This is a genomic window from Spirosoma endophyticum (assembly GCF_900112365.1).
GTDB lineage: Bacteria > Bacteroidota > Bacteroidia > Cytophagales > Spirosomataceae > Spirosoma > Spirosoma endophyticum.
The window spans coordinates 398,633-412,908 of record NZ_FOLQ01000005.1 but is presented as its reverse complement, the minus strand read 5'-3'; the positions used below and the strand labels follow the sequence as shown (position 1 = coordinate 412,908).

Annotated in this window: 9 protein-coding genes; 5 read left to right on the top strand and 4 right to left on the bottom strand. The window is 45.2% G+C overall.

All coding sequences use genetic code 11. The features are described from left to right. Positions 1-39: 39 nt before the first annotated feature. A complete protein-coding gene (locus tag BM202_RS16550) occupies positions 40-648 on the top strand; it encodes a cytochrome c oxidase subunit 3 (protein ID WP_093827990.1) in 609 nt (202 codons plus the stop codon). Between the two features lie 66 nt (positions 649-714). Then, on the top strand, positions 715-2,688 hold the full coding sequence (locus BM202_RS16545) for a M1 family metallopeptidase (protein WP_177236605.1): 1,974 nt from the start codon (positions 715-717) through the stop codon (positions 2,686-2,688). 66 nt (positions 2,689-2,754) lie between these two features. Here BM202_RS16545 and BM202_RS16540 read toward each other — a convergent pair whose 3' ends face one another. The 4 genes from BM202_RS16540 to secA all read right to left on the bottom strand — a co-directional run bounded on the left by BM202_RS16540 (position 2,755) and on the right by secA (position 9,555). Continuing rightward, positions 2,755-3,693 (bottom strand): 3-oxoacyl-ACP synthase III family protein, encoded by a 939-nt coding sequence (locus tag BM202_RS16540; protein WP_093827988.1) that lies wholly within the window; start codon positions 3,691-3,693, stop codon positions 2,755-2,757. A 121-nt stretch (positions 3,694-3,814) separates the two neighbouring features. Continuing rightward, entirely contained in the window at positions 3,815-4,966 is a 1,152-nt protein-coding gene (locus BM202_RS16535) for a glycosyltransferase (protein ID WP_093827986.1), read from the bottom strand. Continuing rightward, positions 4,963-6,045: a hypothetical protein gene (locus BM202_RS16530; RefSeq protein ID WP_093827984.1), complete on the bottom strand. Its 1,083-nt coding sequence runs from the start codon at positions 6,043-6,045 to the stop codon at positions 4,963-4,965. Before BM202_RS16530 ends, BM202_RS16535 begins: the two co-directional genes overlap by 4 nt. A 120-nt stretch (positions 6,046-6,165) precedes the next feature. Next, positions 6,166-9,555 (bottom strand): preprotein translocase subunit SecA, encoded by a 3,390-nt coding sequence (secA, locus tag BM202_RS16525; RefSeq protein WP_093827982.1) that lies wholly within the window; start codon positions 9,553-9,555, stop codon positions 6,166-6,168. 432 nt (positions 9,556-9,987) lie between these two features. Here secA and BM202_RS16520 point away from each other — a divergent pair, with 432 nt between their 5' ends. The 3 genes from BM202_RS16520 to BM202_RS16510 are packed head-to-tail and all read left to right on the top strand — an operon-like array spanning position 9,988 to position 14,275. Further along, complete coding sequence (locus BM202_RS16520; protein ID WP_317039697.1) at positions 9,988-12,195, top strand: SLBB domain-containing protein; 2,208 nt, start codon at positions 9,988-9,990, stop codon at positions 12,193-12,195. A gap of 47 nt (positions 12,196-12,242) precedes the next feature. Then, positions 12,243-13,316, top strand: a complete 1,074-nt coding sequence (locus BM202_RS16515) for a GumC domain-containing protein (protein ID WP_093827978.1) — start codon at positions 12,243-12,245, stop codon at positions 13,314-13,316. Further along, positions 13,313-14,275 (top strand): GDP-mannose 4,6-dehydratase, encoded by a 963-nt coding sequence (locus tag BM202_RS16510; RefSeq protein ID WP_093827976.1) that lies wholly within the window; start codon positions 13,313-13,315, stop codon positions 14,273-14,275. Before BM202_RS16515 ends, BM202_RS16510 begins: the two co-directional genes overlap by 4 nt. Position 14,276: the final 1 nt, after the last annotated feature.

Sequence of the window (14,276 nt, the reverse complement as noted above, 5' to 3'; positions counted from 1 at the left end):
GTTTTACTAACGGCTGATGACTTCTGACTAGTGACTAACATGAGCAACTTTGTGACTAAACGGCGGGAGCCGTTCCGCTTTATGGTCTGGCTGGGCATTGCAAGCAGTGTTATGATATTTACAATGCTGCTCGTCGCTTATGTAATTCGCCAAACGGGTGCAGGATGGACGGACATAAAACTGCCCAGTGTATTCTTAGTCAGTACGTTGGTTATTATTCTAAGCAGTTTTACGCTTAACAATGCCATCCAGGCATTTCGGCACGAACGCTTTGGGAGTTACCGAACAAATCTGGCTACGACCCTGGTGCTTGGTACGTTATTCATTATGCTGCAGGGCTGGGGATGGCGTCAAATGGTTCGGGCAGGCATTGGCTTGGAGGGGAATCCCGCCGGTGGCTTTATTTATATCATTTCGGGGATTCATCTGCTTCATATTCTGATTGGTATCATTTTTTTGGCTGTTGCCTTGGCTGAAGCCATGCGACGCCGACCTTATGTTGATTCGTTTGTGTATAGCGTCAATCCACCAAACCGGTTGAAACTTAAATTAATTACATTATACTGGCATTTTGTAGATATACTCTGGATTGGGCTGTTCGTTTTCCTGTTAGTACATCACGGGCTTGACTTCAGACTATCATTGTAATCACTACCTGATTTTAAGGCTTTATATCGTTATTTGTAAATTACTAGTTTTTGTATTTGACAATTCATGAAAAAAATTGCTTTCTGGGCAGGATTGTGGATGTTAAGTTTAGCGTCCTTTGCCCAAACTGGAACATCGTCCACTTCTGCAACATCTAAATACGATCCTCTGGCGCTGTTTCATCCGCTGTTTAACATGCAGCCTGGTAATGACTACCGTACCGGCAGCGGTGCTCCCGGTCCACGTTACTGGCAAAATCGTTCTGATTATCAGATTAATGTTACGCTCGACGATCAGCAGAACACCATTACCGGCGAAGTAACAATTACGTATAAAAATAACTCACCCGAAACACTGTCCTATCTGTGGCTGCAACTAGACCAGAACGCGTTCAGCGATACGTCCCGAGCAGCCAAAACGACGCCCATTAGTGGTGGCCGCTTTGGTAATCAGGGTTTCTCGGGGGGGCTTTCCATCACCAGCGTTACGGTTGAACAGGGGAAGGGTAAATTCACAACGACGCCTTACGAAGTTACCGATACGCGCATGCAGGTTCGTTTAGCCGAACCCGTGAAGCCCAACGGCGATATAGTAAAAGTGAAAGTGGCGTATTCCTTCAAAATTCCGGAATATGGTTCAGACCGCATGGGGCAACTGAAGCGTCGTGATGGCATCATTTACGAGATTGCTCAATGGTATCCCCGCATGTGTGTGTACGACGATATTGAAGGCTGGAACGTATTGCCTTATTTGGGAGCGGGCGAGTTCTACCTCGACTATGGCGATTATGAATACAGCGTCACTGCTCCCTGGGATCACATTGTAGTGGGTTCGGGAGAATTGCTTAATCCAAATGAGGTGCTGACTGCTGAGCAGATGAAACGTCTGGATCAGGCTCGAAAAAGCGATCAGACGGTAATTATACGTAGTAAAGAGGAAGTTTCGGATGCCAATACACGTCCGAAAAAATCGGGTACGCTGACCTGGAAATTCCGATGCCTGAATACCCGCGATGTTGCCTGGGCATCGTCCCGTGGATTTGTTTGGGATGCGGCCAAAATGAATTTGCCAAGCGGGAAACCTGCGTTGGCGCAATCGGTTTATCCGGCTGAAAGTGCCACAAACGATTCATGGAACCGATCGACCGAGTACGTTAAGGGTTGCGTTGAATTTTACTCTAAATATCTTTACGAATTCAGTTATCCTGTCGCGACCAACGTAGCAGGTATTGTGGGTGGTATGGAATATCCCGGTATTATCTTCTGCGATCACAAAGACAAGAAAGATGCGCTTTGGGGCGTAACAGATCATGAATTCGGCCATAACTGGTTCCCAATGATTGTGGGAAACAATGAGCGGAAATTTCCGTGGATGGATGAGGGTTTCAATACGTTCATCAATACGTTGTCGACAGCTAACTTCAACAAAGGTGAGTACAATCGGGAACGCGGCACAATGCATGACCTGGCACCAGCCCTGTTCTATCCCGCTGAGCCAATCATGACCATTCCCGATGTGCAGCAGCCCAGAGCGCTCGGTATTTTGGCCTATTACAAACCGGGCATGGGCTTAAAACTACTACGTGACGTTATTCTTGGTGCTGATCGCTTCGATTTTGCCTTCAAAAATTACGTTAGCCGCTGGGCGTTCAAACACCCGACCCCCTACGATTTCTTCCGCAGCATTGAAGATGGTGCCGGTGAAGATTTAGGCTGGTTCTGGCGTGGCTACTTCTACGAAACCTGGAAACTGGACCAGAGCGTCAAAGAAGTGAAGTACGTTGACGGTGCAGCTGATAAAGGGTCCCTGATCTCTATTGAAAATCTCGAAAAAATGGCTATGCCTGTCACGATTGAAGTGACTGAGACGAACGGTAAGAAAGGGCGAATGAATTTGCCGATAGAGGTTTGGCAGCGGGGTGGAACCTGGACGTTCAAATACAATTCAACGTCACCCCTGAAGACCGTCGTCGTTGACCCGGATCAAAAACTCCCGGATATCAATGGGAAGAACAACGTCTGGCGGGCAGAAGCCCAGTAAAGTCATAAGTCGTAAGTCAATAGTTTCTAGTAACTGACGCTGGAGGCTACTGACTTACGACTATTTCTATACTTCCACCAGCATAGCCCCGTAGGAATAACCACCACCAAATACGGTGATAACGATACGTTCGCCTTTCTTAAATGTATCCCACCGCTCTGATAGGGCAATAGCACAGCCGGCACAACCCGTATTGCCGTACCGCTGAATGTTGGAGATTAACTTTTCTTCCGGTAAACTGAGCGTATTCATTACGTTCCGGGATATCCGCAGATTAGCCTGGTGAGGGAGAATGTAATCAACATCGGCAAGTGTCAGGCCACAGCGTTCAAGAATTTGTAAGCTGGCTTTAGGCATGTATTGGCAGGCGTTAATGAATACGTCACGACCGAAAGGCATCGTAACACCTCCTTCCATGGGTTTCATCATAACCGCCGTAGTGGCTTTTGCAGTATGGGCTGCCCCGCCAGTCAGTAAGGCAACGATATTAAAATCACCTTCGCTTTGCCGTTCTTTGGTAATGAGCAGAGCGGCTGCTCCATCACCCCACAAATGCCCGGATACTTTGTCCTGCTCGTTGTTGTAAACGGTGTTGTGTTCCGACACAATGACTAAAGCCCGACTGGCTTTATTCAGCGCGAAGTAGCCTTCTACTACCTCAATTGCATTTATGAAAGACGAACAGGCAGTCGAGATCGACACAACCGGAATGTCAGCAATACCAAGGTGGTGCTGTGCCTCGTGGGCAAGCGAAACGATGGTGTCATAAGGGGTATATGTAGCACCTACAATCAGATCAACCGTGGTCAAATCTGTTTTGTCCATGAGTCGTTGAACCACGTCAACCGTCATGGTATTTGTATTTTCACCGGGGGCGGCTTTGCGTCGCTCTACAATTCCAGTGCGCTCAATAATCCACTCGCTGGATAAACCGTTGAGTTGGGTAAAATATTCGTTGCCAACTACCTCCGTTGGTAGGTAATGGCTTACTGCATGTATGTACATCAGGCCAAAAAAGTAGCGCTAACATAGGTATAATCCCAATTAGCACCTAAAGTTAAATCCTTCCGGGAAAACGTGGTATTGAACATTAGAACAATGCTACAATATGTTGAATATATCTTGTTTAAGTACTATTATGCCCTTGTGAAAGAACAAGATCATAATAGTTAAGTAGTTTTTTTGATTCACTTGTCCAGTTATAAATGGTTTCGACAGCATCACGTCCCCGTTGTCCCATAGTGCGGGCTTCCTCTGGATGTTCGATTAAATAGGTTAGCGCATCGGCAATTTGGTTGGGGTCATAAGGAGAAACACAGAAGCCGCAATGATGCCGCTCTACTACGTCCTTATAAAGCGGAAAGTCGGATGTAATAACGGGCAGGCCTAAAGCCATATATTCGAATAATTTAGTCGTATAGGAGTCGGGGTAATCTCCGACTGGCTTAAGTAGCGCCATACCGGCAGTTGCCCGGGCTGCATAAGGAAAGGCGCTACGTTGGTCTGCATAACCGTAAAAGCGCAGGTTATTACGTATATCCGTAAAATTTGGCAAATTAATCAGATCCGATTTTGTAAACGTTTGTCGACCAAACAGATGCACAACGAAATCGGGATATGTTAGCTTTAGCTTCACCAAGCCTGCTACTAACGTATCGAATGCTCGCTCGAAACTCAGCCAGCCAATATAAAAAAATGATGGCTGCGCTGAATTTGGTTGATAAGGTTGTCGAAACGGTTCCAGAAAAGATAGCAAGGGGTAATTGTAAATGACTGCATGTGGTTTAGCCAGTGAGGTATACGTATCTAAATAGCCATGTTCAGTAAAGATGAGATAAAAATGCCGTCGGGCGAGAGCATCAAACCACCGAAATGCTTTTTCCAGTATATACCCTTTGTTAAAGCTTTTCAGGTGAATTTTCTTGTACAAATTTTCTTGCACTTCATAGATTACCTGCGCGCCAAAAAGTTGAAAAACAAACGCAAACGGTATGAATTCCGGTACGTATATGTGGATAATGCCTGGTCGTAACCACAAACAACGTAGCAAAATAAGCGGGCAGGTAAGCAACGTTCGCCAGATAACACGCTGAAAATAAGGCAGCCGGATAAAATGAATACCAGACGCAACAGCCGGGTCTGCATTTGGTAAGGCGCAGAATACGTCATACAACGACTCAGCAAGTGTCTGACATTGTTTGAATACAATACGCGGGTCCTGCGGCTGGTGGGCAGTACTAATGTGCAGAACGCGGACTTTCTTATCTCTTTGACTCATTTTATCACGCCAAAGCCGCGTAGTTCTGCATCAATTTTTTGATTCCAGCGTTCCTGGACCGCCTGATTCAAACTATGATTGGTCTCGTCGTCATATTGGTTCTGCATTCGGTTCATTTCCCGATACGTCTCAATAAACTGGTATTGGACAATGCTATTGTAGTCTTCCAGCGTCAGGCTGTCGGCCTGAATTTTACGCTTAAAGCGCTCAATAATAATTTTTACAATATCGAAGTGTCTTTGTTCATGATTCAGTGCATATGCATTTCGGGCATCGGCGCGCCCCCACGAGGAGTTTTTTAGCATGTAGGCTTTGGCCGTCAGATTAAGATTTATGACTCCGTCTTTAACCGTACTTTTTCCTTCATACGCAAAACTGGTGAATACTTCGGCCGCGTAGTGACTGCCCTTGCGAGGTTCTGCCCGAAAGTCAGACCAGGTCAGTTTTCGGTCAGGATTGTAATGAACCGTATCGTCGTTGGTAATTCTGGTATCGTCAATAAAGTTAACCCTGAGTGCCTTCGCCAGTTTCTCGTTCTGGCCACTCTCGCGATTCATGTACTCATTTAAACTACGTAGCGAAGCAACCAATGCCTGCCGAATAGTTTGCTCAATAACGGCCGTCTGGCCGAGTGCTCGTGTGTAATTCGCACTACCTCGATAGTCAGTCAAACGGGTACTGGTTTCGTCTCCCGAATCGTCTTTTCCCAATAACTCGAACGTAACGGCAAACGCAAATTGGCCTGACACCCGGTTTCCAGCAGCGGTTTCATTGACTCGACATTGTCGAATGCGCATCGCAATGGGACGTAACCCCTTGTTTTGCTTCAACCCCTGATTGATAAACTCCTGAAAACTAGCGGCTACTCCTTTTTCTAAATCAACCATTTGGGTAGGTTGATTTAACGTTACAGCCAGTCGGGCAATAGGGCCCTTCTCGGAACGCTGATCTGTGACGGTGGCAATGTAGAATTCTTTGGGTGTAAAAGCCAACCGTTCTGTTCGTAACAGAATGGGGGCGGCTGGTGGTGCGAAGGAAAATAATCCGAATAAAAACAGAGAAAAAATGACCTTATTCATGCTGTTTTATAACGATTTGGCTTGTCTAAAAGTGTCTGTACCTCCCGTTGTTGCGATCAAAAAAAAACGCCCTCAGAACATATGTTCCAGAGGGCGTTTATATGAGCTTCGTGTGACTCTTTATTCAATAAGCATCGCTTTGCCGCTTACTACGTCATTTTCAACCGTCTTGAATTTAACGTCGCGCTTGACAGAGCCATCGGCATATTGTACACTTACTTTGGCATTGCGATCCATTTTGGCCACCCGTGCAGGCTGACGTGGTGGCATTGGTGGAGCACCCGCGCCCATTGCATTATTTTCAGCCATTCTACGGGCGTATTCTTCAGGACCGGTAGCGAGGTGATCGTCATCAAAGTCCTCCATGTTCGTGTGCAGCTTTGGTTGTGGCTGCGGCCGATGCTGTGCGGGGGCCTGACGAATCTCCTGCTGTACTTCTTCTGGTTCCTGCGCTGGAATGTCGGCTTTCGTCAGGAAACTGATCGTGTCGAAGTTTACTTTGTTGAGGAACCGTTTGAATAACTCAACCGACTCAAATTTATAAACCAACAAGGGATCTTTCTGCTCGAAGACAGCATTCTGTACCGACTGTTTCAGGTCGTCCATTTCGCGGAGATGTTCTTTCCACTCCTGGTCAATTACCGACAGGGTTACGGCCTTCTCCATTTCAGTTACGATCTCGCGAGCTCCCGAACTAACAGCTTTTTGCAAGTCAGAAACAACCGTCAATTCATGAATACCATCAGAGAAAGGCACAACAATATTTTTGATCTGATGGCCCTGCTCATTCATGACTTGCGTTAGAATGGGTAACGCTTTCTCAGCGATAGCTTGGTTCTTCGCTTGGTATTGCACTTCGGCTTCGTCATACAGGCGTCGAATCTGATCCGGCTTTTTCAAGCGGTTAAACTCATCGTTCGATAAATTCGGAGTGACGCCAAGAGTCGTTAGGAGCTGGAGTTTTATTTCCTCGTAATTCCCCTCCGCATTATTGACGGTTTCTTCCACTACGTCGTACATCGTGTTGGCAATGTCCAGCGGTAACCGATCGCCAAACAGCGCATTTCGACGACGTTTGTAAATAGCCTCGCGCTGATAATTCATTACGTCATCGTATTCCAGCAACCGCTTCCGAATGCCGAAGTTGTTTTCTTCAACTTTTTTCTGGGCCCGTTCGATGGACTTCGTAATCATCGAATGCTGAATAACCTCGCCTTCTTCAAGCCCCATACGGTCCATTACTTTTGCAATCCGGTCGGAACCGAATAAACGCATGAGACTATCTTCGAGCGATACAAAAAATTGCGACGTACCGGGGTCACCTTGACGACCCGCCCGACCACGTAACTGCCGGTCAACCCGACGCGATTCGTGACGCTCGGTGCCGATAATGGCCAAGCCTCCAGCACTCCGGGATTCAGGTGTCAGTTTAATATCTGTACCACGACCGGCCATGTTGGTCGCAATCGTAACGTTGCCTGGCAAACCGGCCGATGCTACGATTTCAGCTTCACGCTGGTGGTATTTGGCATTTAAGACTTGGTGAGGAAGTTTCCGTAGCGTTAACAATCGACTCAATAATTCGGAGTTCTCGACCGAAGTTGTACCAACAAGCACGGGCCGTCCTTTCTCAACCAGACTGGTAATCTCTTCGACTACGGCATTGTATTTCTCCCGAACCGACCGATATACTTTGTCTTCCTCATCAGCCCGGCTAATGGCCCGGTTGGTCGGAATGACGACCACGTCCATTTTGTAAATCTGCCAGAATTCTGATGCTTCCGTCTCGGCGGTACCGGTCATACCGGCCCGCTTGTGATACATGCGGAAGTAGTTCTGGAGCGTAACAGTTGCATAGGTCTGTGTAGCGTCCTCAACTTTTACGTTTTCCTTCGCTTCAACAGCCTGGTGCAACCCATCCGACCAGCGACGCCCTTCCATAATTCGGCCTGTCTGCTCATCCACGATCTTCACTTTTCCGTCCATGATAACGTACTCAGTGTCTTTCTCAAAGAGTGTATAGGCTTTCAGTAACTGGTTGACCGTATTGATACGCTGCGTTTTGACCGCGTAGTCCCGAATAACGGCTTCTTTATGAAGAATTTTCTCCTGTTCCGAGAAATCAGCGTCTTTATCAACTGCGTTGAGGTCAATAGAAAGATCAGGGAGAATAAAGAAGTTAGGATCTTCACCTGAGCCTGTGATGTAATCAATCCCTTTCTCCGTCAGATCGATGCCATTATGGCGCTCGTCAATCGTGAAATATAAGGGAGCATCGGCCTCCGGCATGAGTTTCTGGTTCTCAGCCAGATAGATTGACTCGGTCTTTTGCAGCAGCGCTTTGTTCCCGGTTTCGCTCAGAAATTTAATGAGTGGCTTATGTTTCGGTAAACCACGGTATGCCCGAAACAACGACAAGCCCCCTTCTTTTTCATCGCCAGATGCTATTTTCTTTTTAGCATCGTTCAAAAAATCGTAAACTAATTTACGCTGGGCTTCAACGACGCGAGCGACACGGGGTTTCAGCTCAATATAGTCCTGCTCATCGCCACGAGGTACAGGGCCACTGATAATGAGTGGGGTACGAGCATCATCAATTAAGACAGAGTCAACCTCATCCACCATAGCGTAGTGGTGCTTACGCTGTACTAGCTCACCCGTTTCACGGGCCATGTTGTCGCGCAGGTAGTCGAAGCCAAATTCATTGTTTGTGCCATACGTAATATCGGCCAGATAGGCATGCTTACGTTGCTCAGAGTTTGGCTGGTGTTTGTCAATGCAATCCACTCGCAGGCTATGAAACTCAAACAAAGGCGCCATCCATTCCGAGTCACGTTTAGCCAGGTAATCGTTGACCGTCACAATATGGACACCCCGCCCCGCAAGACCATTCAGAAATGCAGGGAACGTAGCAACAAGTGTTTTACCTTCGCCAGTTGCCATCTCCGCAATTTTGCCCTGATGAAGCACCACACCACCAATAATCTGGACGTTATAGTGCACCATGTCCCATTTTATTGGTGTTCCAGCGGCATCCCAGGTATTTGCCCAGTGCGCCTGATTGCCATCGATAACAACGTTTTTCTTACGACTGGCAATCTCACGGTCAAAGTCGGTAGCGGTTACGGTCAATTGCTCATTTTCAGTAAACCGGCGGGCAGTTTCCTTAACAACAGCAAAAGCACGGGGTAAGATGTCGAGTAAGACGCGCTCCAGTTCGGTGTTGCGATCGGCTTCGAGTTTGTCAATCTGATTAAAGATCTGCTCTTTCTCGTTAACGTCTACATCAGGATTGCCAGCCTGTTCTTTGAGCTCAGAAAGTTGGTTGTCAATATCGGCTAACTCAGCGGCAATCTGGGCTTTAAGCTCGGCCGAGACCCGACGTAGTTCGTCATTTGAAAGCTCTTTTAACTGGACAAATTCGGTATTTACCTTCTCAACATAAGGGAGTAGTTCTTTAATGTCCCGTTGTGATTTGGTGCCGAAAAATTTAGCTATTAAGTTAATCATTTCGTTTTATTCATTAGTAATCGGTCAGTAATCGTTACTTTTCACCTATTGATGCATCTAATTACCAGCAACTACCGATTATTTTTCTGCAAATTTAGTGCATTACAACGGTACTACAAGGTAAGGGTGGTGTTGCAGTATATACTTTGCAACAGTGCAACAACGTTTTCAAGGGAATCTATTACTTTTGTAATTCAATTTTTGGCCCAATAGCCAGTGTTCATGCTTACTAAGGACAAATTGTCATATTCTATCTGCCGAAATTATCAATTCTCATTTATTCTCCTGCTATTTACGCTGATAGGAATGAATTGGGCAGCCGCTCAACAGGCTGGTTCGCGAGCCAATTTGATGAGTGACGAACAGGTACTGGACTTCTACCGGCAGGCACAAAGTCGGGGACTTACTGAATCACAGATAGAAATAGCGGCTATGTCGCAGGGATTCACTCAAGCAGACATTGCTATTCTGCGCCGACGTAATGCCGAGATTCAGACAAAAGGTGCCGCGCAGTCGAAAGATAGGGTCACGACTTCTTCCAGTAACGCTCGTACGTTACCCTCGGATGTTTCTACCCGCAACGCCACGGATTCTCTGCCTACAACTACTCGGCGGGACGCAAATGGCGGATTAGCCGTATTCGGGGCCTCCCTGTTTGCCAATGCTAGTCTGTCTTTCGAGCCAAATCTCCGTATTGCGACACCCCGTAACTATATCGTAGGCCCTGATGACGAAATTGGGATCGATATTTCGGGGGCATCGTCTGACAATTTGAAGCTTAAAGTTGCGCCAGAAGGAACCGTTAAAATTCAGAATCTGCCTCCCATTTTTGTTAGTGGTCTTACAATTGAACAAGCTCAAGCACGTATCGTAGACCGGTTACGAAAAAGTGGATATCAGGGCTTAGGGGTTCCTGGCAGCAATACGTTCGTAAATGTGACCCTTGCTAATATTCGGAGTATTAAAGTTACTATAGTTGGTGAGGTGGTGCGGCCAGGAACTTATACGATTTCATCATTAGGATCAGCCTTTAACGCTTTGTATTTGGCTGGTGGACCAAATCCAGCGACAGGTTCATTTCGTAAAATTAATGTCATTCGGGGTAATCATGTGGTTCGTACCATTGATCTGTATGATTATATTCTTCGGGCTGATCAGCGGGATAATATTCGATTAATGGATCAGGACGTTATCCGCGTTGCTGATTATCAGACACACGTCGAATTAACAGGACAAGTGCGCCGACCAGCTATTTTTGAAATGCTACCAGGCGAAACGGTAAAGACAATGTTGAGCTTCGCGGGCGGCTTTGCTGATGATGCCTACCGAGCTAGTATAACCGTTCGCCGTAATACAGACCGTGAACGTCAGATAAAGACAATTACTGAAGCCCAAATGGCTGATTTTGTGCCTCAATCGGGGGATACTTACTTTGTTGGTAAAATTCTCGAGCGCTACGAAAATCGGGTTCAAATTGGTGGTGCCATCATGCGACCCGGCGATTTTGCTATAGAACCTGGGACAGAAACTGTTCGTCAGCTCATTCAACGGGCTGAAGGACTACGTAATGATGCTTTTAAAAATCGGGCGATGATCGTTCGTGAATTGCCTAATTTAGATAAAGAGAATATATCATTTGATTTAGGTAAATTGATGAAGGGCGAAATTGCTGACATCCCCTTGATGAAGCAGGACGTTCTTACAATTTTATCGATTCGGGATTTGCGTGAAGAGTACTTTATTAATGTTGAAGGGGCGGTTAATGAGCCATCGGCTATTCCTTTCGTTAGCAACATGAGCATAGCCGATCTAGTGGCTAATGCCGGCGGTTTTCGGGAAGGCGCTAAACCAAGTTTAATCGAAGTGGCCAGACGTATTCGCCAGGACTCGTTGGATGCCAATACCCCGGCTTTAGAAATTCATAGGTTTTCTATCGATCGAGATTTGCAGATTAGTGCTCAAGAAATTGGTAATGATCCCGCAAAATCAAAAGTCCCATTTGCTTTACAGCCTTTCGATATTGTTTATGTTCGTACGTCACCTACTTATGAACCTCAACAACAAGTATATATAGGTGGGCAGGTAATGCAACCTGGTAGTTACGCTATTTTCAGGCCCCGAGAACGGATTGCTGATTTGATTAAGCGCGCTGGTGGATTGAAACCTCAAGCCTATTTAGCTGCAGCGCAGTTTAAACGGGATGGCTTAAATGTTGGCACGGATATAAGTAAGGTAATCGAGAATCCAAATACAGACGATAATCTTTTACTTAGCCCCAATGATACACTGTTTATTCCACGTCGACCAGAGGTTGTATCAATCCAAGGTGCTGTTCTAAACCCTGCCTTAGTTAGTTATAAAGCCAGTTACTCATTTGATGATTACGTGAGCGATGCTGGCGGTTTTACTGAGAATGCAGTAGAGAAGAAAACGTATGTTATCTACCCAAACGGGCACAAAAAACGAACACATAAATTTCTTTTTTTCAAAACGTGGCCTGAAATAGAACCAGGCTCAACAGTTATCGTTCCGTTTAAGCCATTCGACGTAAGAAGCAGACTATCAACTGGCGAACGAATTTCTATTCTTTCGCTACTTGCAACACTGGCTTTTGCACTCACTAACGTATTGCGTAATTAACAGGCGTAATCTACTAATTATAAATCTACTGTTCATGTAAAGTAAAAATGGATGTTATAGAAGAAAAACTCCGAAAATCTAGTGATGAAGCCGAAATAGAAGTTCGGCTAAGTGATATTGTACTGTTTTTTAAAAGTAATTTCCGAAAAATATTGATTGGAGGTGTGATTGGGCTTATAGTTGGTGCAGTATATGCTTTTTCTCAACCTAATATATTTAAGGTAGAGGTAACTATTATGCCAGAAGTACAGGGCAGAGGGGCAGGGGGATTTGGTTCTTTGTCTAGTTTTTCTGGCCTTGGGATAGATAACGTCAGCACACTTGATGCTCGTCCTGATTTATACCCAAATGTTCTTCAAAGCGTTCCGTTTGCTATGGTCATATTAAAGCAGCAGGTGCAGTCTAAGGAATTAGATACTACCATGACTTTAGAAGAATACATTAATCGGACTAGTTCAAGCAGCATCCTTGATAAAATAAAAAGTATATTTATTATTAATGATGACGGAAGTAATACCGATAAAGGTAAGTTAGTCTCAAAAAATATTGGCCAAGCAATTAAAGTAACAAAGGGGCAGTATAATTTAATTAAAGCGGTACAAGGGAGTGTATCTTCGACGTTTGACAAGAAAACAGGTGTAATTACGGTTGTTGCTACTGAGCCTGATCCTGTTGTGGCGGCTATGGTAGCTAACTTATCGCTGAAATATTTGACTGACTATATTATTGCTTATCGTACCGATAAAGCACGTAGGCGTGTCAATTTTCTGACAAAGCAAGTAAGCGATGTGAAACGACGGTATGAAAATGCAGAATTTGCGTTGTCTAATTACCGGGATCGTAATGTAAACGTCTATTTAAATACCGCTAAAATAAATGAGCAACGACTCCAGTCTAATTATCTGCTCGAACAATCGGTCTACAATGATTTAGCCAGACAATTAGAGCAGGCCAAAATTAAAGTTGAGGAGGATACGCCAACATTCAAAATATTAGAGCCTCCTATTGTACCTATCTATAAAAGCGGACCAAAACGTACTTATATTATACTTGGCTTTGCAATAGTAAGCGCAATTATTACGTGTGGTATACTATTTATCCGAAATTGGAAGTTTATATGAAAACAGCCTTGATTTGTGGCATATCAGGCCAGGATGGCAGTTATTTGTCTAAATTACTGCTAACAAAAGGCTATCAGGTTTTTGGGGGGTCGCGTGATGCGCAAATGACTTCCTTTACTAATTTAGCACGATTAGGAATTCGTAATGACGTTCAAACTGTATCGATTAATATTAATGATTTCAGGAGTGTTTTACAAACGTTGCTTAAAATTAAGCCAGATGAGGTATATAACCTGGCCGGTCAGAGTTCAGTTGGCTTATCTTTTGAGCAACCAGTTGAAACGCTTGAAAGTATTAGCGTAGGAACACTAAATCTATTGGAAGCTATTCGTTTCAGCAACCTTCCTATCAAATTTTATAACGCTGGATCTAGTGAATGCTTTGGCGATGTAGGTAGCTTGGCAGCTGATGAAAATACTCCTTTTCGCCCTCGTAGCCCTTACGGAGTAGCTAAAGCAGCCGCATTTTGGCAAGTAGCTAATTATCGGGAAGCGTACCAGTTACATGCTAGTACAGGAATTCTTTTTAATCACGAGTCGCCATTGAGACCTGAGCGGTTTGTAACACAAAAAATCGTGGCTGCTGCCTGCCGAATTGCAAAGGGTAGCTATGAAGTATTAACATTGGGTAATATAGACATAGCTCGAGACTGGGGCTGGGCCCCTGAGTATGTAGAAGCTATGTGGCTTATGCTTCAGCAAAAACAAGTTGATGATTATGTGATCGCAACAGGTCAGACGTATAAGTTGCGTGATTTTATACGCATTGTATTTGAGTCTGTCGAACTTGACTGGCAAAATCATATTCGAATAGACCCTGTACTATTTCGGCCAACTGATATTGCAGAAGGACATGCCAATCCGACAAAAGCACATAAGCAATTAGGTTGGTCTGCCAGCAGCAATGTCTCGGATGTAGCTCGACTTATGGTAAAGGCGTATATGAATCAAACTGTTTAGT